Origin of the sequence: Arthrobacter sp. A2-55 (assembly GCF_025548615.1) — a bacterium.
Classification (GTDB): Bacteria; Actinomycetota; Actinomycetes; order Actinomycetales; family Micrococcaceae; genus Specibacter; species Specibacter silviterrae.
The window spans coordinates 1-23463 of record NZ_JAJLOZ010000002.1 but is presented as its reverse complement, the minus strand read 5'-3'; the positions used below and the strand labels follow the sequence as shown (position 1 = coordinate 23463).

General features: G+C 66.7%; 28 protein-coding genes. 17 read left to right on the top strand and 11 right to left on the bottom strand.

Features of this window, described 5'->3' with window-relative positions; genetic code table 11:
- The first annotated feature begins 103 nt into the window (after positions 1 to 103).
- Both LPN03_RS00780 and LPN03_RS00775 read left to right on the top strand, forming a co-directional pair.
- Positions 104 to 340: a helix-turn-helix domain-containing protein gene (locus tag LPN03_RS00780; protein ID WP_165183291.1), complete on the top strand. Its 237-nt coding sequence runs from the start codon at positions 104 to 106 to the stop codon at positions 338 to 340.
- Between the two features lie 112 nt (positions 341 to 452).
- Entirely contained in the window at positions 453 to 551 is a 99-nt protein-coding gene (locus LPN03_RS00775) for a 30S ribosomal protein bS22 (RefSeq protein WP_003792170.1), read from the top strand.
- Positions 552 to 607: 56 nt separating this feature from the next.
- On the opposite strand, the gene LPN03_RS00770 is transcribed toward LPN03_RS00775, so the two are convergent.
- Positions 608 to 1420, bottom strand: a complete 813-nt coding sequence (locus LPN03_RS00770; protein ID WP_262452465.1) for an HAD family hydrolase — start codon at positions 1418 to 1420, stop codon at positions 608 to 610.
- 128 nt (positions 1421 to 1548) lie between these two features.
- Between LPN03_RS00770 and LPN03_RS00765 the strand changes: the two genes are divergently transcribed.
- Positions 1549 to 1839 carry a glutaredoxin family protein gene (locus tag LPN03_RS00765; RefSeq protein ID WP_262452463.1) on the top strand — a complete coding sequence of 97 codons (291 nt, stop codon included), beginning with the start codon at positions 1549 to 1551 and terminating at the stop codon, positions 1837 to 1839.
- A 148-nt stretch (positions 1840 to 1987) separates the two neighbouring features.
- Entirely contained in the window at positions 1988 to 2692 is a 705-nt protein-coding gene (locus LPN03_RS00760) for a redox-sensing transcriptional repressor Rex (protein ID WP_165183294.1), read from the top strand.
- 25 nt (positions 2693 to 2717) lie between these two features.
- Here LPN03_RS00760 and LPN03_RS00755 read toward each other — a convergent pair whose 3' ends face one another.
- From LPN03_RS00755 to LPN03_RS00745, 3 genes are all read right to left on the bottom strand, one after another.
- Positions 2718 to 3467: a hypothetical protein gene (locus tag LPN03_RS00755; RefSeq protein WP_262452461.1), complete on the bottom strand. Its 750-nt coding sequence runs from the start codon at positions 3465 to 3467 to the stop codon at positions 2718 to 2720.
- Between the two features lie 104 nt (positions 3468 to 3571).
- Positions 3572 to 4321 (bottom strand): DUF3824 domain-containing protein, encoded by a 750-nt coding sequence (locus tag LPN03_RS00750; RefSeq protein WP_262452459.1) that lies wholly within the window; start codon positions 4319 to 4321, stop codon positions 3572 to 3574.
- A gap of 121 nt (positions 4322 to 4442) precedes the next feature.
- Positions 4443 to 5000 carry a YceI family protein gene (locus tag LPN03_RS00745; RefSeq protein ID WP_165182009.1) on the bottom strand — a complete coding sequence of 186 codons (558 nt, stop codon included), beginning with the start codon at positions 4998 to 5000 and terminating at the stop codon, positions 4443 to 4445.
- Positions 5001 to 5196: 196 nt separating this feature from the next.
- Between LPN03_RS00745 and LPN03_RS00740 the strand changes: the two genes are divergently transcribed.
- The 5 genes from LPN03_RS00740 to ccsB all read left to right on the top strand — a co-directional run bounded on the left by LPN03_RS00740 (position 5197) and on the right by ccsB (position 10133).
- On the top strand, positions 5197 to 5859 hold the full coding sequence (locus tag LPN03_RS00740; RefSeq protein ID WP_165182010.1) for a histidine phosphatase family protein: 663 nt from the start codon (positions 5197 to 5199) through the stop codon (positions 5857 to 5859).
- A 125-nt stretch (positions 5860 to 5984) separates the two neighbouring features.
- On the top strand, positions 5985 to 6578 hold the full coding sequence (locus tag LPN03_RS00735; protein WP_205678179.1) for a TlpA family protein disulfide reductase: 594 nt from the start codon (positions 5985 to 5987) through the stop codon (positions 6576 to 6578).
- A 47-nt stretch (positions 6579 to 6625) separates the two neighbouring features.
- A complete protein-coding gene (locus LPN03_RS00730) occupies positions 6626 to 7342 on the top strand; it encodes a cytochrome c biogenesis CcdA family protein (protein WP_165182086.1) in 717 nt (238 codons plus the stop codon).
- Positions 7342 to 9048, top strand: a complete 1707-nt coding sequence (locus LPN03_RS00725) for a cytochrome c biogenesis protein ResB (RefSeq protein ID WP_165182012.1) — start codon at positions 7342 to 7344, stop codon at positions 9046 to 9048. The genes LPN03_RS00730 and LPN03_RS00725 overlap by 1 nt, the downstream gene beginning before the upstream one ends.
- Positions 9048 to 10133, top strand: a complete 1086-nt coding sequence (gene ccsB / locus LPN03_RS00720; protein ID WP_165182013.1) for a c-type cytochrome biogenesis protein CcsB — start codon at positions 9048 to 9050, stop codon at positions 10131 to 10133. The genes LPN03_RS00725 and ccsB overlap by 1 nt, the downstream gene beginning before the upstream one ends.
- Before the next feature lie 134 nt (positions 10134 to 10267).
- Here the strand turns inward: ccsB and LPN03_RS00715 are convergent, their stop codons facing one another.
- Together LPN03_RS00715 and LPN03_RS00710 are read right to left on the bottom strand one after the other, a co-directional pair.
- On the bottom strand, positions 10268 to 11209 hold the full coding sequence (locus LPN03_RS00715) for an endonuclease domain-containing protein (RefSeq protein ID WP_262452454.1): 942 nt from the start codon (positions 11207 to 11209) through the stop codon (positions 10268 to 10270).
- Between the two features lie 373 nt (positions 11210 to 11582).
- A complete protein-coding gene (locus LPN03_RS00710; protein ID WP_262452453.1) occupies positions 11583 to 12002 on the bottom strand; it encodes a PLD nuclease N-terminal domain-containing protein in 420 nt (139 codons plus the stop codon).
- A 71-nt stretch (positions 12003 to 12073) separates the two neighbouring features.
- Here LPN03_RS00710 and LPN03_RS00705 point away from each other — a divergent pair, with 71 nt between their 5' ends.
- Both LPN03_RS00705 and LPN03_RS00700 read left to right on the top strand, forming a co-directional pair.
- A complete protein-coding gene (locus LPN03_RS00705; protein ID WP_165182015.1) occupies positions 12074 to 12403 on the top strand; it encodes a DUF4229 domain-containing protein in 330 nt (109 codons plus the stop codon).
- A gap of 15 nt (positions 12404 to 12418) precedes the next feature.
- On the top strand, positions 12419 to 13063 hold the full coding sequence (locus LPN03_RS00700) for a TIGR03085 family metal-binding protein (RefSeq protein ID WP_262452662.1): 645 nt from the start codon (positions 12419 to 12421) through the stop codon (positions 13061 to 13063).
- A 38-nt stretch (positions 13064 to 13101) separates the two neighbouring features.
- Here LPN03_RS00700 and LPN03_RS00695 read toward each other — a convergent pair whose 3' ends face one another.
- From LPN03_RS00695 to LPN03_RS00680, 4 genes are all read right to left on the bottom strand, one after another.
- Entirely contained in the window at positions 13102 to 13980 is an 879-nt protein-coding gene (locus tag LPN03_RS00695; RefSeq protein ID WP_262452450.1) for a 1,4-dihydroxy-2-naphthoate polyprenyltransferase, read from the bottom strand.
- A 76-nt stretch (positions 13981 to 14056) separates the two neighbouring features.
- Entirely contained in the window at positions 14057 to 15211 is a 1155-nt protein-coding gene (locus tag LPN03_RS00690) for an AMP-binding protein (protein WP_262452447.1), read from the bottom strand.
- A gap of 14 nt (positions 15212 to 15225) precedes the next feature.
- Positions 15226 to 16179, bottom strand: coding sequence for a 1,4-dihydroxy-2-naphthoyl-CoA synthase (locus LPN03_RS00685; protein ID WP_262452446.1), 954 nt, complete (start codon positions 16177 to 16179; stop codon positions 15226 to 15228).
- Between the two features lie 25 nt (positions 16180 to 16204).
- On the bottom strand, positions 16205 to 16639 hold the full coding sequence (locus LPN03_RS00680; RefSeq protein ID WP_262452445.1) for a VOC family protein: 435 nt from the start codon (positions 16637 to 16639) through the stop codon (positions 16205 to 16207).
- Between the two features lie 138 nt (positions 16640 to 16777).
- On the opposite strand from LPN03_RS00680, the gene LPN03_RS00675 reads away from it, so the two are divergent.
- From LPN03_RS00675 to LPN03_RS00650, 6 genes are all read left to right on the top strand, one after another.
- On the top strand, positions 16778 to 17386 hold the full coding sequence (locus LPN03_RS00675) for a GNAT family N-acetyltransferase (protein WP_262452444.1): 609 nt from the start codon (positions 16778 to 16780) through the stop codon (positions 17384 to 17386).
- Positions 17387 to 18079, top strand: a complete 693-nt coding sequence (locus LPN03_RS00670; RefSeq protein WP_262452443.1) for a tyrosine-protein phosphatase — start codon at positions 17387 to 17389, stop codon at positions 18077 to 18079.
- A 61-nt stretch (positions 18080 to 18140) separates the two neighbouring features.
- On the top strand, positions 18141 to 18752 hold the full coding sequence (locus LPN03_RS00665; protein ID WP_165182023.1) for an RNA polymerase sigma factor: 612 nt from the start codon (positions 18141 to 18143) through the stop codon (positions 18750 to 18752).
- Positions 18749 to 19495 (top strand): peptidase M56 family protein, encoded by a 747-nt coding sequence (locus tag LPN03_RS00660; protein WP_165182024.1) that lies wholly within the window; start codon positions 18749 to 18751, stop codon positions 19493 to 19495. The genes LPN03_RS00665 and LPN03_RS00660 overlap by 4 nt, the downstream gene beginning before the upstream one ends.
- A 183-nt stretch (positions 19496 to 19678) precedes the next feature.
- Entirely contained in the window at positions 19679 to 22009 is a 2331-nt protein-coding gene (gene secA2, locus LPN03_RS00655; protein WP_262452441.1) for an accessory Sec system translocase SecA2, read from the top strand.
- An 80-nt stretch (positions 22010 to 22089) separates the two neighbouring features.
- The gene (locus LPN03_RS00650) at positions 22090 to 22656 is read left to right on the top strand and encodes a dihydrofolate reductase family protein (protein WP_262452439.1); all 567 of its coding nucleotides are present in this window, start codon (positions 22090 to 22092) and stop codon (positions 22654 to 22656) included.
- On the opposite strand, the gene LPN03_RS00645 is transcribed toward LPN03_RS00650, so the two are convergent.
- The gene (locus LPN03_RS00645; RefSeq protein ID WP_262452437.1) at positions 22653 to 23444 is read right to left on the bottom strand and encodes a M50 family metallopeptidase; all 792 of its coding nucleotides are present in this window, start codon (positions 23442 to 23444) and stop codon (positions 22653 to 22655) included. The two genes, LPN03_RS00650 and LPN03_RS00645, sit on opposite strands and share 4 nt — an antisense overlap.
- Between the last annotated feature and the right edge of the window lie 19 nt (positions 23445 to 23463).

The window sequence follows — 23463 nt, the reverse complement described above, 5'->3', positions numbered from 1 at the left end:
CCAACCACAACTACCACTTTGGCCCCATCTGCCCTTAGAGTTAGCGCATGGGGTGGCGGGTGCCGCCGGCGGCACCGGACAGTGAAATGGAAACCAAGAGGCTATGGCGCAGGGGCAAAATTTCTCCAACGTGAACTTCCTGACGGTTCAGGAAGTGGCGGAGCTGATGCGCGTCTCCAAGATGACCGTCTACCGCATGGTCCATGCCGGTGAACTTCCCGCCGTCCGCTTTGGCAGGAGCTACCGCGTGCCGCAGAATGCCGTGGAGGCAATCCTGAAGTCGACCGTGGCGGACAGGGCGGAGTCCGAAGGGAACCCCGGTTCGGCGCATACCGGCTAGAGGCGGTACCCTAGGAAAGATCCATTTTCGGCTTTGACCGATTCCTGCGATCGGTCAACCTAATCGTTTCTGGCCCCAATCGGGGCCAACTATGTAGTTTGTGAGGACTTCCATGGGTTCAGTTATTAAGAAGCGCCGCAAGCGGATGGCGAAGAAGAAGCACCGCAAGCTGCTTCGCAAGACTCGTCACCAGCGCCGCAACAAGAAGTAGATCTTCTTTGCAGCAAGCGCCCGTTCACCCAAGGTGGACGGGCGTTTTTGTTGGTGCTACTTGCGCCGCATGGACGCAATGCCCTTCCACAGGCCATACACAATGCCGGCGCCCGTGGCCGCCTGCAGGCCCATGGTGGCCGCGCGGCGCCCGGAACGGTAGTCGTAAATGGGCCAGTTGTGGTCACGCGCATGACGGCGGAGCCGGGCGTCAGGGTTGATCGCCACCGGATTCCCCACGGCCGTCAGCAACGGGATGTCGTTGTAGGAGTCGCTGTATGCCCAGCAGCGCGAAAGGTCCAGGCCCTGCGCCAGCGCCAAATCCCGCACCGCGCGGCCCTTGGCGGCCCCGTGCAGAACCTCCCCCACCAGCCTGCCGGTGTACACGCCGTCCTGGATTTCAGCCACCGTGCCGAGCGCCCCGGTCAGCTTGAGCCGTGCGGCAATGACGCCGGCCACCTCCACGGGCGTTGCCGTCACCAGCCAGACCTGCCGGCCCTTTTTGAGGTGCTCCTGGGCCAGCGCCTTGGTGCCGGGCCAGATCTTCGAGACGATCATCTCGTCGTAGACTTCCTCGCCCAGCTGCTGGACAAACTCGGCGCTGATGCCGGCTGCCAGCTTTTGGGCCGAGTCCTGCACGGAGTGGACGTCGTTCATGTTTTCCCCGCGCAGGATGAACTTGGCCTGCTTCCACGCGAAGCCCGCGGCGTCCCGGAGCGTGAATGCCTTTTTCTGGTACATCTTCCGGGCCACATGGAACAGGCTGGCGCCCTTCATCATGGTGTTGTCCACGTCGAAGAATGCGGCCTCGCCCTGGCGTTGCACAGTTGTCGAGGCGGCCTCGGCACTGTCGGTAGTCACGTCGGGCATGGAACGAGTCTAGTCAATCCTGCCAGCACCTGCCCGCCCCGCCGCACGGCCCGCGGTTAACAGTGGGGGAATTCTCGTTCCGGACTCCGCAAGTGGAACCCCGCCGCCACCCTGCGTACGGTTGGACCATGAATCCCGTACCCGAAGGCGCACCGGCCCCGGCACCCCGGCTTGAACTGCTGACCCGCGAAGGTTGCCACCTGTGCACCGCGGCCCGGGAGGTGGTCGCCGCCGTGGCGGACGACGTCGGCCTCCCGTGGCAGGAAACCACCATCGACGGCGACCCCGCCCTCACCGCCCGCTACGGGGAGGAAGTGCCGGTGGTGCTGGTCGACGGCGTCCCGCGGGACTTTTGGCAGATCGACCCCGTGCGCCTGCGCTCGGTCCTGCGCCGCGCCATGGGCGGAGCCGGGGCGTAGCACCAGCCGGGGCGTAGCACCTGGCCCCGGGGCTGGGCGGCTTTGGCGAAGCACCGGCCACGTCATACAGTGGATGGAGGCTGTTCCGTGGATCAAGGCGACACGAGTCCTCCCGTCCAGGGGCGGCCATTGCAACAGAACTTGGAGCATGACCGTGACACCAGTGCAGATTCCGGACCAGCCGGCGGCCGAACCGGCCCGCCAGCTGCCGCCCGCCACGGTGTCACGGCTGACCCTGTACCTGCGCACCCTCAACGGCCTGCTTGCCGAAGGCGTGGACCAGGTCTCCTCCGAATCCCTGGCCGAGTCCGCCGGCGTCGGCTCCGCCAATGTCCGCAAGGACCTCTCCTACCTGGGCTCCTACGGCACCCGCGGCGTGGGCTACGAGGTGGCCAACCTCAGCCGGAAGATCGCCCAGGCCCTCGGCCTGACGCATGAATGGCGCGTGGCCATCGTCGGCGCCGGAAACCTGGGCCGGGCACTGGCCCGGTACGCGGGCTTTGAAACGCGCGGCTTTGACGTGGTGGCACTGCTGGATGCCGACCAAATGGTGATTGGCAATGAGATCGGCTGGCTGCGCGTCAGCGACGTCGCGGAGCTGGAGCCGGTGCTGGAAAAAACCCGCGCCAACATGGTGGTGCTGGCGCTGCCGGCCGGCGTGGCACAGTCAGTGTGCGACCGCGTGGTGACAGCAGGCGTCCACAGCATACTCAGCTTTGCCCCCGTGGCGCTGTCCGTGCCTGATTTTGTCAACCTGCGCAAGGTGGATATGGCCACCGAACTGCAGATCCTGGCCTACCACGCCCAGCGCCTGCAGGTGCCCGGGCTGGAAGAGGACCGGCCAAGCGCTTGAGGTCCTTTTGGCTGGACCGGCCGGCTCAGGCCCCGCTGCCGCGCTGGGGCCCCTTGGCAAAATAGTCCCTGGCCGGCGGGCGGAACAAAATGACGACGGCGACTATCCCCAGCAGGATGCGCGCGATGGAGTAGTACGAATACGCCACACCCTCGGGCACCATCACGACGGAGAGCGCGGCCAGGACCAGGGACAGGGTGCGTGCCCAACGCCTGCCCTTGCGAACGGCCCAGGCCATCCAAAAGTAGAACCCCACCGCAACGGCCTGGAACACGGCCAGCATGGCGGCAACAACATTGATCAGGGTTTGTGCGGGGATGCCGGCGGCGGCCTGCGGGTTGCTGGCCAGCGACTGCTCCACCACGCTGCGGATCATGTCCTGTCCCGACGGCAGGCCCATGGCCACCAACCACAACACAAGGGCCAGCGCCTGGAGTGCACCGGCAGCCATGATCAGCCGGCTGGCCAGGACCACGCGGCGGGGCGGTGCATAGTGGGATCCCGTGGGCAGGGGGCCGGAGCCGCGGTGCGTGAAATCGGTGTTCTGGTAGCCGGTGCCCTGCGGGGAACCCTGGTAGCCGGGGTACGCGGAGGCGGGCGGCAGCGCGGAGGAGGTGCCGGCGTCGTGCGGGGGAGCGGCCGGATCTGTAGGCTGCGGCGGCTGCCACCCGGCGGGGGCGTACTGGCCGTACCGGGGGACGCCCGGGGCAATCTCGCCGTAGTGGCCGGGACCGGGGGTGGGCCGCTCTTGAGGCTGTTCGTCAGGAGTGGTCATGGGAGGGGTCCTTTTCAGTGGCTGCCGGCGGCAGGCGAAGAGGCCGCGCCGGGTATGTTTTAACCCTACGCGACCTCTTGCTTGGGAACTACCTCCAAGGCAATTCAGGCGGTGCCGCGCGCCCTGGCGTTGAGCCACACGGAGGATTCCGGCAGCCACATCAACACCGTGGCGACAATGCCGAGCAGGCCGGATCCGCCGCCCAGGAATGCCAGGACGATGCTCAGCACGGCAATCACGGACAGGGCCATGCGGGCCCACTGCATTCCTTCCTTGAGCTTCATGATGCAGACCAGCACCGCGGCGATGAGGACCAGCGCAATGATGGAGACGATGATTCCCTTGACCCCGCCGGCGCGCATGGCCGCCCCGGAGCCGGGAATCGTGATGCCAAAAAGGCTGTTGTCCTGTGCGCCGAGGGCAATGAGGGAGAAAATGAGCCCGAGGACAGTGAACAGCAGCCAGATCCCGGCCGTGACCAGCCAGATGATGTACGAGACCTTCAGCAACTGAGGCAGCTGCCCGGTGCTGAACAGTCCGGCGAAGCCGTTGGCCGGCATGACACCCTTCATGTCCTTGGGCCAGTCGGCGGGCATTTGGAAGGACGTGTCGCCAGCCGGCTTTTGCGGCTGCTGCTGGTACGGCGCCTGCTGTTGGTAGGGCTGCTGCTGGTAACCGGGCGGAGGGGCCTGGTAGCCCGGCTGCTGGTAACCCGGCTGCTGGTAGCCGGGAGGCGGCGCCTGGTAGCCGGGATTGGGGGTTTGTGGAGCATTTTCAGGCTGTGAACCGGAACCGCCAACGGGCGGTTGCGAGCCGGATTGCTCGGGACCTGGATACTCATTAGGGGTGCTCATAGCAGACACACTAGCCCGGTGCAGGTACCTTGCATAGCGTGTTCAGGAGAACGGCAGACAAAATGAAATGTGCCGGCCTGCCCCGTGGGGCGGACCGGCACATTAATGGTGCAAAAGGGGCTCAGGCAGCCTTGACGAAAGCCACGTCAAGGGTGATGGTGACCTTGTCGGAGACCAGCACGCCGCCGGCTTCCAGGGCTGCATTCCAGGTCAGGCCGAACTCCTTGCGGCTGATGACGGTCTTGGCCTCGAAGCCTGCCCGGGTGGCACCGAACGGGTCCACGGCAACGCCGTTGAATTCACCGGAGAACGTCACGGTCTTGGAGATGCCGCGGATGGTCAGCTCGCCCGTCAGCTCAAAGTCGCCTTCGTCACCGGAGACGCTGGTGGAGGTGAAGGCAAGCGTGGGGTGGGCTTCCACGTCGAAGAAGTCGGCGCTGCGCACGTGTCCGTCGCGGTTGTCATCGCCAGAGCTGAAGCTGGCGGCCTGGATGGTGGCGGTCACGGCAGCGTCGCCCAGCGTGGGGCCGAGTTCCAGCGTGGCGGCGACGTCGGTGAACTTGCCGCGGACCTTCGAGATGCCGGCGTGGCGGACGGAAAAGCCAACTTCGCTGTGGGCCGGGTCAAAGTTCCAGGTCCCCTGGCTCAGGCCTACGGTTTCAACGGTGGTTGCAGTCATGTGTTGCTCCTTGAAGAGGGTTTGTGTGCAGCTTGTCAGGTTCCCGATCGGGATGCCTTCACGCTGTATAAGCATGCGTTTGCATCTAATATTCCCGGCCCGGGAACTTTTTCCCAAACTTTTTTCCAGCTTGCCCGCGCAGCCTGTGAATTCCCTGATTAACCCCTTGTTGCGTAACTTTGAGAAACTTGGACACATGCCCCGAGTCACTGTTCATCTTCTGCGCCATGGTGAGGTATTTAACCCCGACGGCGTGCTCTACGGCCGGTTGCCGAATTTCCACCTGTCCGAGCGCGGCCATGCCATGGCCGAGCTGGTGGCCGGGCACTTCAAGGACCAGGCCGACGCCGGCAACGCCCCCGTCTACCTGGTGGCCTCGCCCCTGACCCGGGCCCAGGAGACGGCACAGCCCACGGCCTCCGCACTGGGGCTGGACATTGTCACCGATCCGCGCATCATTGAGGCCAGGAACCACTTTGAGGGCATGAAGGTCAGCAAGGGCGAGCTGCTCAAGCCCAAGCACTGGCGCTACTTCGTCAACCCACTGCGCCCCTCCTGGGGCGAGCCTTACCAGGCCCAGGCGGAACGCATGCTGGCAGCGGCACGGGATGCCCGCCGTCGTGCCTTTGAATTGGGAGGGGACGGCGCGCAGGCCATCATGGTCAGCCACCAGCTGCCGATCTGGGCCACGCGGCGCAGCGCGGAGGGGCGCCGGCTCTGGCACGATCCCCGCAACCGTGAATGCACCCTGGCCTCCCTGACGTCCCTGACGTTCGACGGCGACGACGTGGTGGGCGTGAGCTACAGCGAACCGGCGGCGGCCCTTTTGCCCGGCGCCGCCACCACCCCGGGAGCCTGAATGTCCGGCTTCGGGTAGGCAAAAAGACCATTTTCGACGTACTGTAGAAGTTCCAAGCGCAAAAATCCGGGGTGACGCGCCTTCCGGAAACCAAAAAAACGAAAGACTTCCTCGTGACTTCCTCCATGAGCAGGCGTTCCTTGTTCGCCGCCACCGGTGCCGTGCTGTCCGTGGCCCTCGCCGCGTGCACGGCCAACGACCCCCTGGCCCAGCAGGCCGCGGCCGGGGACAACAAGGGGTTCGTGGCCGGGGACGGCTCCGTCACCGAGTATGCGCTGGCCAAGCGCTCGGACCCGGTGGAATTTTCCGGCAAGCTTTTTGACGGCACCACCATTACCGCAGCCTCAGTGCGCGGGAAGGTCACCATCCTCAACTTTTGGTACGCCGCATGCTCCCCCTGCCGCCTGGAAGCGCCCAGCCTGCAGTCGCTGTACTCCGAGTTCAAGGCCCAGGGCGTTGACTTTTTCGGCGTGAACATCCGTGACGAGGTGGCCACGGCGGAGGCCTTCGAGCGCACCTTCAAGATCGGCTACCCGAGCATCATGGACAAGGACGGCGGCGTGCTGTTGGCCCTGTCCCGGCGCAACCTGGTGCCGCCGGCCGCAGTGCCCACCACCTTGGTCCTGGACCGGCAGGGCCGAGTCTCGGCCCGCATTCTGGGGACCGCGGACAAGAGCACGCTCAAGGCCTTGATCACGTCCACGCTGGCCGAGAAGTAGGGACGTTGGTCAACAACCCATTTGCCGAAACGATCTTCAGCGGCTCCATGCTGCTGGCCATCCCGGTTGCCCTGCTGGCCGGGCTGGTGTCGTTTCTCTCCCCCTGCGTGCTGCCGCTGGTCCCCGGCTACCTGGGCTATGTCAGCGGCCTGACCGGCGCTGACCTGCAGAACCAGCGGCGCGGGCGCATGCTGGCCGGCATTGGGCTGTTTGTCCTGGGATTTTCCCTCGTGTTCATGCTCATTGGCGCTGTTTTCGGCCAACTGGGTGCGTGGCTGAAGGGCTCCGACGCCGCGTGGGTCACCCAGGTGCTGGGCCTGGTGGTCATTGTCATGGGAATTGTGTTCCTGGGCGGGCTGGGTTGGTTCCAGCGGGAGGCCAAGGTGCACGCGAAGCCGCCGGCCGGGCTGTGGGGGGCCCCGCTCCTGGGCATCACCTTCGGGCTGGGCTGGGCGCCGTGCATCGGGCCGACATTCAGCGCCGTGCAGACGCTGGCGTTCTCCGACGGCACGTCCGCGACCAAGGGCGCCTTCCTGACTTTTGTGTACTGCCTGGGCCTCGGGGTGCCGTTCCTGCTGATCGCCCTGGGCGTGCGGCGCGGCCTGGGCGCACTCGCCTTCTTCCGCACCCACCGCCGAGGGCTGCAGTGGTTCGGCGGCGGGATGCTGATTGTCCTGGGGCTGCTGATGGTTACGGGGCTGTGGGGAACATGGATCAACAACCTGCAGTTCTGGTTTGCCGGTGAAGTGAGATTGCCAATCTGATGAGGAATGACTCGGTGCAAGACGTGCAAAGCAAGAAGCCGGCCAAGGATGACATTGCGCTGCCCCGGCTGGGGTTCCTCGGCATGCTCAGGTGGGCCTGGCGGCAGCTGACCAGCATGCGGACGGCCTTGTTCCTGCTCCTGCTGCTGGCCGTGGCGGCCGTTCCGGGTTCGCTGTTCCCCCAGCGCCCCTCCAACCCCTCAAACGTGACCCAGTATTTGGCGGACCACCCCACCTCGGGGCCCATCCTGGACTGGTTCAAGCTCTTTGACGTCTACTCCTCACCCTGGTTTGCCGCCATCTACCTGTTGCTGTTCACGTCCCTGGTGGGCTGTGTGCTGCCCCGGGCCAAAATCCACTGGAAGGCCATGCGCTCCGCGCCGCCGCGCACGCCCAAGCGCCTGTCCCGCCTGGCTGAGTACGGCACCGTGGAGATCCCCGCCGGCAGCGGCGTCGATGCCGCGCAGGCCGTCAAGGACGCCGCTGCAGTCCTCAAGGCCCGCCGCTACCGGGTTGACGTCCGGGACCTGGACACGGACAGGCCCTCCGTGGGGGCGGAAATCGGCTTCCTGAAGGAAGTGGGAAACCTGGTCTTCCACATCTCCATTCTTGGCGTGCTCGCCTCCGTGGCATACAGCGGACTTGCCGGGTACAGTGGCCAGCGGATCGTGGTCGAGGGTGAAACCTTCGTCAACACCCTGGTGGGCTATGACACCTTCACCCCCGGGGCCTACTTCAACAGCGACCGACTGAGCCCCTACTCCGTGCAGCTGGACAAGCTGGCCGTCACCTACGACAGGGAGTCCCCGGGCCACTACGGCCAGCCGATCGACTTCACGGCCAGCCTGACCACCAAGTCCGGCCCCGACGCGCCCGCCAAGAAGCAGGTCCTGAAGGTCAATGACCCCGTGGCCCTGGGTGGCACCAACATCTACCTGGTCGGTAACGGCTATGCGCCGGTGGTCACGGTCAAGGACAGCAAGGGCAACATTGCGTTCCAGGGCCCGGTTGTCACCATCCCCACCGACGGCGCCTACACCTCGCTGATGGTCATCAAGGTCCCCGACGCCAAGCCCAACCAGCTCGGCTTTGTCGGCTTTTTCCTGCCCACAGCGCTGCTCGACAAGACCACGGGCGTCACCTACGGCTCCGACCCGGATCCCATCAACCCGCAGCTGAACCTCAACGCCTACACGGGCGACCTGGGACTGGACAACGGCATCCCCCGCAACGTCTACACGCTCGACACCTCCAAGCTGAAGCAGATCAATGGCCGCGACATGAAGGCCGGCGGCATCGTGCTGGCTCCCGGGCAGAGCTACTCGCTGCCGGAACACAATGGCACCATCAGCTTTGACGGGATCAAGCGCTACGCAGCCCTGGACATCCGGCACGACCCCGGACAGAACTTCGTGCTCATCTTTGCCGTCCTGGCCCTGGCCGGACTCATGGCGTCACTGTTTATGAACCGCCGCCGCGTGTGGATCCGCACGGGCAACCACCCGGACGGGCGCACCATGGTCGAATTCGGCCTGCTGGCCCGCGGCGAGGACCACCGCCTGGCGGGGGAATCGGCGGCCATCGACAAGGCCCTCCACGCAAAGTGGCTGGTGCCAGTGGACACACCGGTGCAAGATGGTAAGCAGACACCCACTATCCAACCCGACGCCGGCCAGCGCGTCACCGTGTCAAGTAAGGACCAGTAATGCCAGGAATCAATGCAGGATTCGCACTGCTCAGCCAGCAGTTCATGTTCATGGCCGGCGTGGCCTATGCCGTGGCGTTTGGTGCCTACGCCTGGGACCTGGTGGCCTACAGCAAGCTGATGCGCCGCGGCCTGGCGCTGGAATCCGCCGCTGCGGCGGACTCCGTGGCCGCCGCCAGGCTGGTGGGCGTCGGTTCCGCCGGCAGCATTGGCCAGGACCTCGGCGCGGGTCCCGAAGACCGCGGAGTACGGCCCAGCAGCAAGGTTCATGCCGGCTCGGACGGCATTACGGCCGGCGATTCCATGAAGTACGGCCCGGAAAAGCGCCGCGCCGCCAGGGTGGCCGTGGCACTGACTGTGCTGGCCGCCGTCGTCCACGGCCTGGCAGTGGTCTTCCGCGGGATCGGTGCAGGCCGCGCCCCGTGGGGCAATATGTACGAATTCTGCACCACCGGCGGGTTCACCGTCACACTGATATTCCTGCTGGTCCTCACCCGCCGCGACCTGCGCTTCCTCGGCACGTTCATCATCGGCCTGGTGCTGATCATGATCACCTACGCGTCCCTTGAGGCCTGGACCCCGGCCGGCCACCTGGTGCCGGCCCTGCAGAGCTACTGGTTGATCATCCACGTCTCCATCGCCGTCATGTCCTCGGCCCTGTTCACCATGACGTTTGCCATGTCCGTGCTGCAGCTGTTCCAATCCCGCCGCGAGGCGTCCCTTGCCTCCGGGAAGCGGGACAAGGCCCTGGTCATGCGGCTGGTCCCGAATGCGCTGAGCCTGGAGAACATGTCCTACCGCATCAACGGCATTGCGTTTGTGGGCTGGACCCTGACCCTGATGTTTGGTTCCATTTGGGCGGAAAAGGCGTGGGGCCGCTTCTGGGGCTGGGATACCAAGGAAGTCTGGACGTTCGTGATCTGGGTGGTCTACGCCGGCTACCTGCACGCCCGTGCCACCCGCGGCTGGACCGGCACCCGTGCCGCCTGGCTGTCCATCGCGGGCTACCTGTGCGTGGTATTCAACTTCACCATTGTCAACGTCTTCTTCTCCGGCCTGCACTCCTACGCGGGCGTGGGCAGCTAGAAGTTTCCTCCGCGGCCTGGTCCGCGCGCCGCCGAGAGTACACTTCTGGCGACCTCCGATGTACGGAGGTCGCCAGAAGTGTACACTCGACGAAATTTCGGGCAGACTGCCCGCCAGAACTGTCCCTTCGCGGCTCAGGCCACATCTTTTCGCGTGCCCAGCAGGCCCAGCAGCGACGTCCCCGCGATGTTTTTCGGGTCCGGCCAGCCTGCTTGAACCAACATCCGTGCCACCTTGGTGACGGCTGCCTGCCCACCGAAGCGCATGTCCTCCCTGTTGACCAGCACCTGGCGCCAGCCAAGCGACGCCGTGATGAAATCCCTGTCGTGGTCCTTGCCGTGCTGTTCGGGCGTGAAGTGGTGGTCGCCGTCGTACTCCACGCATGTCCGGTACTCCTCGCAGCTGAGGTCCGGGGCGACCAGCGCGTTTCCTTCGTCGTCGAGAAGTTCACAATTGGGCACAAACAATGGCAGGCCCGCCCTGACGATGAGCAGCCTCAATCTTGTTTCGGGAGGCGAGTCAGAGCCGACGCGGACCAGGCCCATCGCCTCGCGCAACCGGCGGATGCTTCGTGCGCCCTGGTGGCCGGCGAGGTAGGCATTCAGCTCATCCAGTTCCACCATGGCGACTTTGGGCGGGCCAAAGCTGCGGCGGTGCTCGCACACGATCTGGTCGCCCACGGCAACCAGCTCATCCAGGGAGAGCAGCTGTGCGAGGTCCAGGAACGTACGCTGCACAGTCGTGACCGGGACTCCGGCCACCTCGAGGACGTCCGCGGCGCCAAGTTCCATCCGATGGCCGCGTACCCGACGCCGGCGCGGCGTCCCCATGCGTGCGGGCCGCGCCAGGTCCAGGAATCGGTCATCCTCGAGTCGCCGGGGCAGGTAGAGGCCGTGGATTTTCGCGGCCGTAAGATGGCTGACGACCGCTGAAACAGTGCTGTCCGTGTAGGGCCGGCAGGCGTCGAGGACGTCAAATGGCACATTCTTGTGCACCCGAATGCCCCGGCTGGGCATCCACAGGTCCGAGGCCCGGGTTCTGGACCGGGTGACGCCGGCTTCGCGGGCCTGTTCCACGGTGAAAGGACGCGTGGCGAGGTGCGGGGGGGAGCGGTGATGGCTTCGTCATGAATCCATTAGGGACCCTGACGGGACGCTTAAAGCCGGATTTTGGGGGCCCGCGAGAAATCTGTGGATAACGGCCGCCGAGAGGACATGTGGGGAGGGCTGGCGGTTGCTGCAGTCCGCCGAATGTACACGAATGGCGGCCCGCATCGGGTGCGGGACCGCCGAGCGTACACATCCGGCGACCCGACTCGGGCGGACCCCGCCAGATGTGTACTATGGGCGCACTTGGGGGTTGTTCAGCGCGCCAGAGCTGTACACTCGGCGCCGCAGCAATGGCACCGTAATGGCGCCCAGCTAGCTCCGGACCGGGCGCCGTTGTGCGCTAGTGCTTCGTTTCGTCGTTGGGGTGCGGGTTCGGCTGGCCGTCGCGGAGCCTGGCCTCCCGGGCGTCGAGTTCGGCCTTGAGCTTGCGGAGGCGCTCGGCCTCGGCCTTCTGCGCGCGGTTGACCTCAAGGTTGCGCAGGAACGCCGGGTCGTCGTCGGGCGCGGTGAACTGGGTGGGGCGCCCGGAAGGGGACTGGCCGCGGGGCCCGGAGGTCCACGGGGCCGCAGGGGCGGAAGTGCTGTAGCGCGGGCGGCCCAGGAAGAACCAGAGGAGCACGCCGATCACGGGCATCAGCACGATGACGATGATCCAGGCGGGCTTGGGAATGCTCCGGACATCCGCCGGCTCACTGCGAAGGCAGTCGATCAGCCCGTAAATGAAGAGAACCACACCGAAGACCACTGGGATATAACGCATAACCCAATTCTACCGTTGCAGGACAAATTGCCACTGGGCGGGCTTTCAGGAACAGCCGCTAAACTTGGGCCGTGGCTTTCTTCAAATACTCACTGATCCGTGGCGTGCTTTTTTTGGCATTTTTCCTGCTGGCGTACCTGGTCCTCCAGTTCAGCCCCCTCACGTCCACCCTGATTGCCGCCCTCTGCGCTTTTGTCGTGAGCTTCTTCCTGTTGCGCAAACAGCGGGACGGTGCCACCGCGGTCATTGCCAGGCGGCTGGCCCCCAACGCAGACACCACGCAATCCGCCCAGGCCCTTGCAGACGCCGACGCCGAAGACGCCCTGGTCGATGCCAACCCCGACGTGTGGGTTGATGCGGACCGCAAGAACGGCACCCCCCGCATCCAGCCGGAAGGCTGAGCCCCGGTGCGCTGGATGGAGACGGAGCGGCTGGCCCTCGTGGCGACGTTCCGCCAGGCCGATCCGGATGCACCAACGCTGTGTGAGGGCTGGACTGTCCGCACGCTGCTGGGCCACCTGGTCCAGCGCGAACACAATCCGTGGGCGCGAATGCTGGACACCACAGCCCGCCCGGTCCCGGGCCAGGAAAGGCGCCTCGGCGCCCTCGTCGCGACAGCCCGGACGGCGGCCGGATATGAGGCCCTCGTGCAGCAATTTGCCGCCGGCACCGGTCCCCTGAACCCCATGACGTGGCTGGGGGACGGGGGCCAGCTGCTCGAATACGTGGTCCACCACGAGGACGTGCGGCGCGGCACCGGCAACAAGGACCCCCGGACCCTTCCGGCGGGCCAGCTCGACGCGCTATGGAAGAATCTGCCCCTCATGGCCCGCTTCACCTATCGCCGCTGCCCCGTCGGTGTCAGCATCGCCTCGCCCGGCCGCGGCACCACCGCCGTCCACAAGGCGCCCAGCGGCAGCCGGCCGGCCGCCGTCGTGCTGGCCGGGGACCCTGTGGAAGTGGCACTCTGCGTGTCCGGCCGGCAGCGTGCCGCAAATATCGAGGTCACTGGCAGCCCGGAAAACACGGCGGCATTCCAGGCCTGGGCCGCCGGCAAATAGCCGCCGGGTCCAGCCCGGTCCAGCCCGGAGGACGCCGGCTACAGGCCCGTCAGCACCATCGCCGCGGCAAACAGCACGCTGAACCCCAAATTGAGCAGGCCCGTCTGCTTCAACACGGGGATGAGGCTCTTGCGCTGCTTGCCCTGAAGCATCAGCCAGCTGGGCATGAGCATGAACGGGATAAGCAGCAGCACCAGCAGGATCCACGGCCTGGCGGGCACCAGCGGCATCATGAGTGCCAGGGCCAGCCCCAGCATCACCACGTAGCTCAGCCGCGCCTTCCTGTCGCCCAGCCGCACCGCAAGGGTCCGCTTCCCAACCTCCCGGTCTGTGGGGATGTCGCGGACATTGTTGGCCATGAGAAGTGCGACGGCGATCAGTCCCGTTGCGACGGAACCCAGGACTGCCGCCGTGCTCACCTGGCCGGCCTGGGTGAACGTGGTGCCCAGGGTGGCCACGGGGCCGAAGAAGACAAAGACAAAGACGTCGCCCAGGCCCAGGTAGCCGTACGGGTTCTTGCCTCCCGTGTACCCCCAGGCGGCCAGCACGGCACCGGCGCCCACCAGCAGCAGCCACCACGCCTGGGACAGGACCACCAGGGCAAGCCCGGCCAGCATGGCCAGGCCCAGCGCGGCAAAGGCCGCCATTTTCACGTGGCGGGGGCGCGCCGCACCCGATCCGACCAGGCGCAGCGGCCCCACCCGGACCTCGTCGGTGCCACGGATGCCGTCGGAGTAGTCGTTGGCGTAGTTGACGCCCACCTGCATCAGGAGCGCCACGAGCGCGGACAGCACCGCCCGGCCCCAGTGCAGGCCGTGGAGGTCGTAGGCCGCCGAGGTGCCAATGATCACGGGGGCGATTGCCATCGGAAGCGTCCTCAGGCGGGCGCCTTCAATCCATTGCCCAACAGTGGCCACGGCTTTGCTCCTTGTTTGCGGTTGCGTTGTGAACAGGCGGCAAAAACTTGCCAGCTTCCATTGTGCCTGTTCGCCGCTACTTCGCGGCGGACGCAGCCTCTGCCAGCAGCGCCAAAATGGCCGCCCTGTCAGGCTTTCCGGTGGAGAGCACGGGCAGTTCCGAGACGAACAGCACAGTGCGCGGCACCATGTGGGCCTCCAACTCCGCCGCCGCGCCGGCCTTCAGCTCCTCGGCCGAGCAGCTTCCCACCACCAATGCCGCCACCTGCTGGCCCCATTCCGCCGAGGGCACGGGCCCCACAAACGCCTCCCGGACACCCTGCACACGGTGCAGCCCGTCCACCACGGCGCCCGCGGAAATCTTCAGCCCGCCGCTGATGATGACGTCGTCCACGCGGCCCAGCACGCGGAGCCGTCCCTCCCCGTCCACCTCGCCCAGGTCGCCGGTTTCATACCAGCGCGAGCCGCCGCCGTCGTCCTCGGTAAAGGCGGCGGCGGTCAGGGCGGGGTCGCCCAGGTAGCCGGTGGCGAGCACGTCCCCGCCCAGCCACACCCGGCCGTCGCGGATGGCGAGCTCCACGCCGTCGAGCGGGACGCCGTCGTACACGCAGCCGCCGCAGGTTTCGCTCATGCCGTAGGTGGTGACCACGTTGATGCCGGCCCCGCGCGCAGCCTCGAGCAGCACGGGGCTCGCCGGCGCGCCGCCCAGCAGGACCGCGTTGAAGCGCCGCAGCACGGTGAGCGTCTCCGCGGTGGGGTTGGTCAGCAGGCGCGTGAGCTGCGTGGGGACCAGCGAGGTGTAGCGCAGCTTGTCGGTGAGTTCCTCCGCGGCCGCCGTGAACGCCTCCGCCGTGAAGCCGCCGGAGAGGTCCATGGCCCAGGGGCGGGTGCCGGCAAACAGGCTGCGCACCAGCACCTGCAACCCCGCCACGTAGTGCAGCGGCAGGGCCAGCAGCCACTGCCCCTCGCCGCGCAGCGCCATGGCGGTGCCCACGCTCGACGCCGCCAGTGCGTCCACGCTGAGCATGGTCCGCTTCGGAGTCCCGGTGCTCCCCGAGGTGCGCACGACGGCGGCAATGTCAGTTTCGCTGCCGGCCGGCAGCCCCAGCTCGGCCTGGGGGATGAGGGTGAACGCGGGTGGTTCGCCGGGTGCGGAGGGGGCGAGTTCGACGGCGGGGCCTTCGCCGTGCAGCGCGTCGGAGAGGGCCTTGAGCAGGGGTTCGATGTTCATGTATCAGTTCCGGATCAGAAGTAGTACGGGAAGTTGGACCAGTCGGGGTCGCGCTTTTCCAGGAACGCTTCCTTGCCTTCCACGGCTTCGTCCGTCATGTAGGCCAGGCGGGTGGCCTCGCCGGCGAAGACCTGCTGGCCGGCCAGGCCGTCGTCGGCCAGGTTGAAGGCGAACTTGAGCATGCGGATGGCCTGGGGGGACTGGCGGGCGATGTCCGCCGCATACGCCAGGGCCGTGTTTTCCAGCTCCGCATGGTCCACGGCCTCGTTGACGGCCCCCATGGCGACCATGTCCTCGGCGGAATATTCGCGGGCCAGGAAGAAGATCTCCCGTGCCTTCTTTTGGCCGATCTGGCGGGCCAGCAGCGCCGAGCCGTAGCCGGCGTCGAAGGAGCCCACGGTGGCGTCGGTCTGCTTGAATTTCCCGTGCTGGCGGGAGGCGATTGTGAGGTCGGCGACCACGTGCAGGGAGTGCCCACCGCCGGCGGCCCAGCCGTTCACGACGGCGATGACCACCTTGGGCATGGTGCGCATCAGGCGCTGGACTTCCAGGATGTGGAGCCGCCCGGCCCGGGCGGGGTCGATGGTTTCCTTCGTTTCACCTTCCGCGTACCGGTAGCCGTCGCGGCCGCGGATGCGCTGGTCGCCGCCGGAGCAGAAGGAGTGGCCGCCGTCCTTGGGGGAGGGGCCGTTGCCGCTGAGCAGCACGGTGGCCACGTCCGGCGTCATGCGGGCGTGGTCCATGGCGCGGTAGAGCTCATCGACGGTGCCGGGACGGAAAGCGTTGCGGACTTCCGGGCGGTTGAAGGCGATCCGGACGGTGGGGAGGTCCTTCGTAATGTGGCCTGCCGCGTCCCGCTCCACCTGGCGGTGGTAGGTCATGTCCTGGAAGTCGAAGCCTTCCACCACGCGCCAACGGGTGGGGTCGAAAATGTCGGAAACCTGCTCGGGAAGATTGTCTGCGCTCACCCTCACGATCTTAGCGGGCGGGCAGTCAGCTGATGCAGAACTCGTTGCCTTCGGGGTCTGCCATGGTGAACCAGGCGTGCGGGCCCTGGCTGGCCTCCCATAGGAAGGTGGCGCCGCGGGCTTCCAACTTTTCCCGGACCGCAGCCTTGTCGTCACCGCCCAGCCGCACGTCCCAGTGGATGCGGTTCTTGCCGGCTTTTTCGCGGGCCCCGGACTGGAAAAGGATTCGCGGCTGCCCGCTGCCTTCATTCGGGCCGGCGGTGATTGCCTGGCCGTCTTTCCAGACCAGCACGCCCAAGTGGCGCATGGTTTGGTCCACGGTGGCGAAACCCTGCTCCACCATGGAGCGGATGAACGCCTCATCCGACGGCTCCACCTCCCAGCCCATGGTTTCCGCCCACCAGTCGGCGAGTTCGTGGGGCTGGAGGGCGTCGACAACGATCTGCAGTGAATAGGCCATGGGAAAAGTCTGCCGCTGCCCGGCCCGCCCGTCCAGCACTTCTCTGTGGGGCAAAACCCGCACCGAGTTTCGCCCCGGGTGCACCCGGGGCAGAAGTCAGGCTGAGTTTTGCCCCACGGTATCCGCTACTGTTTTTTCATGACAGCAATTGCACCGATAACACTGGGCGGAAAATACGTCACCCTTGAGCCGTTGAGCCAGGACCACCATGACGGCCTGGTTGAAGCAGCGTCCGACGGCGAACTCTGGAACCTCTGGTACACCTCCGTTCCGCGTCCCGAGGGCATGCGGGAGGAGATCGAGCGCAGACTGGCCCTGCAGGAATCCGGCATGATGCTGCCGTTCACCACACGCCTGAACGATCCGGCCACGGGGGAACCCGGCAAGATCATCGGCATGACCACGTACTGCAACATTGTCCCCGAGCTGCCCCGGCTGGAGATCGGCTACACCTGGAACGCCGCCAGTGTGCAGGGGACGGGCACCAACCCGGACAGCAAGCGCCTGCTCCTGGGGCATGCCTTTGAAACCCTCGGATGCGTGGCAGTTGAATTCAACACCCACTGGATGAACATGCAGTCGCGCACGGCCATTGCCCGGCTCGGTGCCAAGCAGGACGGCGTGCTGCGCTCCCACCGCCGCATGGCCGATGGCTCCCTGCGCGACACGGTTGTCTTCTCCATCCTGGCGAATGAATGGCCGCAGGTGCGCAGCGGCCTGGACCTGCGCGTGGCCAAGAAGCGCTAAATGACCGCACCGGAGGTTCCCCACTGGGAAGGCGCCGTCAACGCCCGCCTGCTCACCGGGGACATTTACCGGATGGGGCGCAGCGAGTGGCTCACCGAGCGCGGCTGGCGGCAGGTGTTCGACGACGGCGTCCGCACAGTCATCGACCTGCGGAACCCGGGCGAGCGGAAGCGCAGGCCAACGGACCCGGTGGTGGGTGAAGGTGCGATGGCCGGATTTGACGTGGTCAATGCCCCCACGGAGGACCCCGACGACGACGAATACCGTGCGCTGGTCCAGCCGTATATGAACCACCCGCGGCTGTATGCCGACATCCTGCGGCTGTTTCCAGCGCAGGTGGCGGGCGTGTTCAAGGTGCTGGCCGCCGCGCGGGGCAAGGTGGTGATCCACTGTTCCGCTGGCCGGGACAGGACCGGGCTGGTGGCGTCGCTATTGCTGGCTCTCGCCGGACAGGCGGACCGGGCCGCCGGCCAGGACGAGCTCGCGTCACGCGGGATCAACAGCTGGCACCTGGTGGCGCCCGTGAAGCACCCCTACGAGCACTACCTGGCGGAGACCGAGCTGGCCGGCGTGGTGGCGGACCGCGAGCAGGCGTTGGCCCGGTTTGTGGACGGGCTGGACGTCCGCGCGTTCCTCCTGGCCAACGGCGTCACGACCGCGGAAATCGACGCCATCGTTGCGAGGTGCCGCTGAGCGGAGCCGGCGGGTGCCGCGGTGCGTGAAACCTTTCGCCACGTCGCGGACAATACAGTGCATGGGGAACATGGAGAGCACCGGCGAAGCTGCCGACTGGGAGCGCAGCCTGAGGGGCGACGGCGAGGCATTTGGCCTGGTCTTTGACCGCCACAACGCGCGCGTCTTTCGCCACGCCTATGGCTTCCTGCACAACCGGCACGACGCCGAGGACGCCACCGCGGCTGCCTTCCTGGAGTTGTGGCGCAGGCGCTCAATAGTCCGGCTAGTCAATGGATCGGTGCTGCCGTGGCTGCTGGTGACCACCACGAATTTGGTGCGGAACCACCAGCGGGCCGCACGGAGGTACCGCGCCTTCCTGGCCGCCCTGTCCCGGGAGGCTGAATCGCCTGACGCTGCCGATGAGGCCCTGGACCTCAACCCCCTTGACGCCATGGAACCCGAGCTGGCCGCGGCCGTGCTGGGGCTGAAACCGGCTGATCGTCAGCTCGTGGCACTCATCGTCGTGGCGGGGTACAGCATCGGCGACGCTGCCGCCCTTCTGGACATCACGCCATCGGCCGCCAAAACCCGGCTGCACAGGGCGCGGCTGAAGCTGCGGGAGGCGATGGCGCCGGAGCCGCCCGACCATGCACTGCCGGGACCGCGCGAACTCGAGGGAGAACTGCCATGAACCAGATCGAAATGGACCGCACATTCCAGGGCGCGTTGCGGGCCGCGCTGGTGGCGCGCGTCGAGTCCTCTCCGGCCCGGGCCAGGCGCCGCCGCGTGTGGACGGGGGCGGGCCTGCTCAGCGGCGTGGGCGTGCTGGGCGGGGTGGCCGCCGCGGCGTCGGGGCTCTGGGTGCCGCCGGGCGCGGACGTGGTCTCCCCGCTCGCGAATCCCGTCACGGTGACGCGGACGGGCCCGGCCACGGTGGAATTGGGTGCGGTGCCTGGCGGGGCAACGGGAGTCTCGCTTTCGCTGACCTGCCTGACGCCCGGCAATTTCATGTTCGACGACGGTGCCTCCGCGCGCTGTTCCGCCGCCGACATTGGCACCCCGTCCGCGACGACCGCGTACCGGCAGGAGCTGGCGCGCGGGCAGCACACCGTGACCATCAAATCCGGCCCCGACGATCAGTGGCGGCTGGAAGCCACGTACGTGAATGCGGCGAGCAGTTCCTGGGGCGTCAATGCCAAGGGAGAAACGTACGGCGTGCAGAACGCCAACGGGTCCCCTGTGCTGATCGCCGTGGTGGCCACCAACGGGGCGGAAGGGTATGTGTACGGCAGGGAGCTGTCCGTGCAGCCGGACTTCAAGTCCCCTGAAGAGGCGTTGGCGTGGCAGTCTGCGCACGCCGGGACGTCCGTGGAAATCCCCGTGTACCGCAGCGACGGCGAGACCAAGGTGGGCGTATTCCGGGTCGGCGGGTAGGAATTGCCGGGCGAGCTTTGGCTGCGATTTGAGCCCTAACTACGAATTGCGGGACCAAATAAGAAGATAGGCCTCTTTCTTCTTCGTTAACTGGATACCGGGGCACTGTGTTGCCGCCCGCTTGGCGCCGCGGGTACGTTGGAAGGACCACCGGCCGGCCAGGCCCCAACGACTCGAGGCACCTTGCGTTTCCCCCAGCAATTCAAGAACTGGCTTTTCAACACCCCTGGTATCGCCGACACTGCGAGGTTCGGCACGCTGGCTGAAAAAGCCGCCGCCCGTGCCGACGCGGCGGCCCCCGAAGCCGGCCTGGCGGAGGCGGGGAACATCCTCCGGCAGATGCGCGGTGACGATTCCCCGAACTGGTCCGGGCAGCCCCTGGAGGACTACCTCTTCGCCGCCCGCATCCTGGCCGAGGAGTCGCTGGGAATGACACTCTTCAATACCCAGCTGCTCGCGGCGGCCACCATGCTCCAGGGCACGGTGGTGGAGATGGACACTGGTGAAGGAAAAACACTGGTGGGCGCGCTGGTGGCGGGCGCCCATGCCCTCACGGGCCGGCGTGTGCACGTGCTGACCGTCAACGATTACTTGGCACAGCGCGACGCCGCCTGGATGGGCCCCTATTTCGACAAGCTGGGTGTCACCGCGGCTTCCGTGACGGCAAACAGCACCCGAGAGGAGAAAAAGCTCGCCTACGGTGCCGACGTGGTGTACGTGTCTGTCAACGAGCTCGGCTTCGACGTGCTCCGGGACCGCAGCCGCACCTCACCGGACCAGGCCGTGCTGCAACCCTTCGACGTGTGCATTGTTGACGAGATCGACTCCGTGCTGGTGGATGAGGCCGTGGTGCCGCTGGTCCTGGCCGGCCGGGCCCGCACCGAACTGCAGGGCGTGGACGTGGCGGACTTTGTCCGAAGCCTGGACCCGGACGCCGACTACACGGTGGAACCGGACCGGCGCAACGTCTCGCTCAGCGACTCCGGCATCAACAAGGCGGAGGCGAGGTGGCCCGGCGTCGAGCTTTATTCGGCGGCAGGCACGCCGCTGTTCTCCTCCATCAACGTGGCCCTGCATGCCCAGGTGCTCCTGGAGCGCGACGTCGACTACATTGTGCGTGACGGACAGGCGCAGATTGTTTCCGATTCACGCGGCCGCGTGGCGCACACCCAGCGCTGGCCGGACGGGCTCCAGGCCGCCGTGGAAACGAAGGAGGGCCTGCACAAAACGGAGCAGGGGGAGGTGCTGGACCAGCTGCTGGTGCGCGACCTCATCAAGCAGTTCGCCACCGTCACGGGCATGAGCGGGACCGCCGTGGCCGTGGCCGAGTACCTGCGTACCCATTACCTGCTCGACGCCGGACGCATCCCGCCGCATGTGCCCTCCATCCGGCGCGACCTGCCTGAGCACATCTATGCGACGGCGGAACAACGCGACGCCGCCGTCGTCGAGGCCGTGGCGGCCGCCCACGCCACGGGCCAGCCCGTGCTGCTGGGCACCCACAGTGTCTCCGCCTCCGAACGCTTTGCCGCCGCGCTCACGGCCAGGGACGTGGAATGCCAGGTCCTCAATGCCCGGAATGACGCGCTGGAGGCGGAGGTCATTGCGCAGGCGGGCCGGAAGAACGCCGTCACGGTTTCAACGCAAATGGCCGGCCGCGGCACCGACATCCTGCTGGGCGGCAAGGGCGCTGGCGCCGACGAACACCAGGAGGTGGCCGAGCTGGGCGGGCTGCTGGTGGTTATTGCGGGCCGCTTCTATTCGGCCCGGCTGGACGGACAGCTCAGGGGCCGGGCCGGGCGGCAGGGTGATCCGGGCGCCAGTGTGATCTACTCCAGCGTGGAGGATCCGGCCGCCAACGGGCAGGAGGCGCACGGCCTTCAGCTGTCGGCCTCGGTTGCCGGGGACGCTGACGACGACGGCCTGCTCACCCGGGCGGGCACGGCCGGGCTCCTGGACCGGGCCCAGCGCCTCGCCGAGCAGGAGAGGTTCACCACGCAGGAAAATTCGTGGAAGTACAACGAACTCATCGCCTACCAGCGCCGGGTGGTGCTGGCCGAGCGGGACAGGGTGCTGGCGGAGGACGCCGCCGCGCTGGCCCCTTTTGACGGGGCGGAGCGTTGGGACGATTTCCGCGCCGTCCTCGGTGACGGTGAGCTGGTTCGTGTTTGCCGCCAGCTCATGCTGTTCCACCTGGATGCGCACTGGAGCGACCACCTGGCGCTGCTCTCCGAACAGCGTGCCGCCATCCACTTGCGGGCCCTGGGCCGGCAAAACCCGCTGGATGAATTCAGGCGCGAAACCATCCTGGCCTTTGAGGGGTTTCTGGACCGGGCTGCCGACAGCGCAAGGGAATCCTTCGGCAGCCTGGAACTGGCCGGCGGCACGGTGGACCTGGAGGCGGCGGGCATCCGCCGGGCGTCCTCAACCTGGACCTACGTAGTGAACGAGGACCCCTTTGGCAGCCAGTCGGACGCCATTGTGAAGTGGCTGCTGAAAAAGATGGGCAAATAGGCTCCCGCCCCACGCCGCGAAAGCGAATACTGGAGGGGCGGGCAGGCACTCTGCAACGCCAATGTGAGGGGATGATCGCCGTGGCACAACTCATTTACGCCGCAATCACGTCGCTGGACGGCTACGTCAACGATTCAAGCGGCAACTTTGATTGGAGCGAGCCGGACGAGCAGGTCCACGCCTTCGTCAACGATTTGCAACGCCCCATGGGCACGTACCTGTACGGGCGCCGCCTGTACCAGACCATGAAAGTCTGGGAAACCATGTACGGGCAAACAGACCTGCCCCGCGTGGTGCGCGACTATGCGGAGCTGTGGCACCAGGCGGACAAGGTGGTCTATTCCCGGTCGTTGCACAAGGCGGAAACGGCCAGGACGCGGATCGAGGCCAACTTTGACCCGGCCGCCGTCCGCCGCATGAAGACGGAGGCGACGGCGGACCTCGCCGTGGGCGGTGCCGAGCTTGCCGGCCAGGCGCTGGCAGCCAGGTTGGTGGACCAGGTCCACCTGTTTCTCTCGCCGGTCATCGTTGGCGGCGGCACCCGTGCACTGCCCCACGACGTCCGGACCGGGCTGGAACTGCTGGACGAGCACACGTTCGGCAACGGCGTGGTCCACGTTCACTACAGGGTTCACAACGGGACTTAACCCAGCAACCCCCACAACAGCCAGGCGGAAAGCGCTGCGCAGCCGGCGATGACCACGGCGAAGCCCGCCAGCCACGCGGCTGACGGGACGCCGGTGGACTGCGCCAGGATCCAGGCATCCGAGGTGGCCAGCTGCCGGCGCCGGGTGGTGTGGACGGCGGCGACCTTGAAGAAGTCGCGCACCGAGCCCACGCCCAGTGCGATGCCCAGGGCCAGCACCACGTAGCTGACACCAAGGGGATCCACCAGCATCACCAGCGCCTGGGCAACAGCGGCGCTGGCCAGCGCCACCAGAATCCCCGTGAAATTGCGCAGGAAAACCAGCGCCGCCAAAAGCACCAGCGCACCCACCGACATGGCCGCCCCGGCCCAGCCTGCCGACACGGACCAGACCAGCACGGCCCCCACCACGGCGGGGGCCGGGTAACCCCAAAAGCCGGACCACGTGGCACTGAAGCCGCGCCGCCCGCTGCTGACCAGCTGGCCGGAATGGTCCAGGCCGATCTTCAGCCCGTGAACGAAGCGGCCGGTCATGAGCGCGGCAAAGGCGTGGCCCAGCTCGTGCACAAACGTCACATACAGCCCGAACCACCGCCACGTGGCGCGCGGAATGCTCAGCACTATGGCCACTGCCACGATCCCCAGCAGCACGACGGCGGGGACCACGGGCGTGCCGGTCCGGATGAATCCGGCCAGCACGGCCTGCCACCATTCGGAGACGGCACCTCCCAGCTGGCCTGCGGTTCCCTGTAGTCCTGCAGTTCCCAGCTGTCCGGAGGCAAAAGTCATGATTGCAGACTAAACGATC

Excerpts from the sequence above, each read along its gene's own strand:
- LPN03_RS00780 (WP_165183291.1), top strand. The coding sequence starts at position 104 with ATGGCGCAGGGGCAAAATTTCTCCAACGTGAACTTCCTGACGGTTCAG.
- LPN03_RS00775 (WP_003792170.1), top strand. The coding sequence starts at position 453 with ATGGGTTCAGTTATTAAGAAGCGCCGCAAGCGGATGGCGAAGAAGAAG.
- LPN03_RS00770 (WP_262452465.1), bottom strand. The coding sequence starts at position 1,420 with ATGCCCGACGTGACTACCGACAGTGCCGAGGCCGCCTCGACAACTGTG.
- LPN03_RS00765 (WP_262452463.1), top strand. The coding sequence starts at position 1,549 with ATGAATCCCGTACCCGAAGGCGCACCGGCCCCGGCACCCCGGCTTGAA.
- LPN03_RS00760 (WP_165183294.1), top strand. The coding sequence starts at position 1,988 with ATGACCGTGACACCAGTGCAGATTCCGGACCAGCCGGCGGCCGAACCG.
- LPN03_RS00755 (WP_262452461.1), bottom strand. The coding sequence starts at position 3,467 with ATGACCACTCCTGACGAACAGCCTCAAGAGCGGCCCACCCCCGGTCCC.
- LPN03_RS00750 (WP_262452459.1), bottom strand. The coding sequence starts at position 4,321 with ATGAGCACCCCTAATGAGTATCCAGGTCCCGAGCAATCCGGCTCGCAA.
- LPN03_RS00745 (WP_165182009.1), bottom strand. The coding sequence starts at position 5,000 with ATGACTGCAACCACCGTTGAAACCGTAGGCCTGAGCCAGGGGACCTGG.
- LPN03_RS00740 (WP_165182010.1), top strand. The coding sequence starts at position 5,197 with ATGCCCCGAGTCACTGTTCATCTTCTGCGCCATGGTGAGGTATTTAAC.
- LPN03_RS00735 (WP_205678179.1), top strand. The coding sequence starts at position 5,985 with ATGAGCAGGCGTTCCTTGTTCGCCGCCACCGGTGCCGTGCTGTCCGTG.
- LPN03_RS00730 (WP_165182086.1), top strand. The coding sequence starts at position 6,626 with ATGCTGCTGGCCATCCCGGTTGCCCTGCTGGCCGGGCTGGTGTCGTTT.
- LPN03_RS00725 (WP_165182012.1), top strand. The coding sequence starts at position 7,342 with ATGAGGAATGACTCGGTGCAAGACGTGCAAAGCAAGAAGCCGGCCAAG.
- ccsB (WP_165182013.1), top strand. The coding sequence starts at position 9,048 with ATGCCAGGAATCAATGCAGGATTCGCACTGCTCAGCCAGCAGTTCATG.
- LPN03_RS00710 (WP_262452453.1), bottom strand. The coding sequence starts at position 12,002 with ATGCGTTATATCCCAGTGGTCTTCGGTGTGGTTCTCTTCATTTACGGG.
- LPN03_RS00700 (WP_262452662.1), top strand. The coding sequence starts at position 12,419 with ATGGAGACGGAGCGGCTGGCCCTCGTGGCGACGTTCCGCCAGGCCGAT.
- LPN03_RS00690 (WP_262452447.1), bottom strand. The coding sequence starts at position 15,211 with ATGAACATCGAACCCCTGCTCAAGGCCCTCTCCGACGCGCTGCACGGC.
- LPN03_RS00680 (WP_262452445.1), bottom strand. The coding sequence starts at position 16,639 with ATGGCCTATTCACTGCAGATCGTTGTCGACGCCCTCCAGCCCCACGAA.
- LPN03_RS00675 (WP_262452444.1), top strand. The coding sequence starts at position 16,778 with ATGACAGCAATTGCACCGATAACACTGGGCGGAAAATACGTCACCCTT.
- LPN03_RS00670 (WP_262452443.1), top strand. The coding sequence starts at position 17,387 with ATGACCGCACCGGAGGTTCCCCACTGGGAAGGCGCCGTCAACGCCCGC.
- LPN03_RS00665 (WP_165182023.1), top strand. The coding sequence starts at position 18,141 with ATGGGGAACATGGAGAGCACCGGCGAAGCTGCCGACTGGGAGCGCAGC.
- LPN03_RS00660 (WP_165182024.1), top strand. The coding sequence starts at position 18,749 with ATGAACCAGATCGAAATGGACCGCACATTCCAGGGCGCGTTGCGGGCC.
- LPN03_RS00645 (WP_262452437.1), bottom strand. The coding sequence starts at position 23,444 with ATGACTTTTGCCTCCGGACAGCTGGGAACTGCAGGACTACAGGGAACC.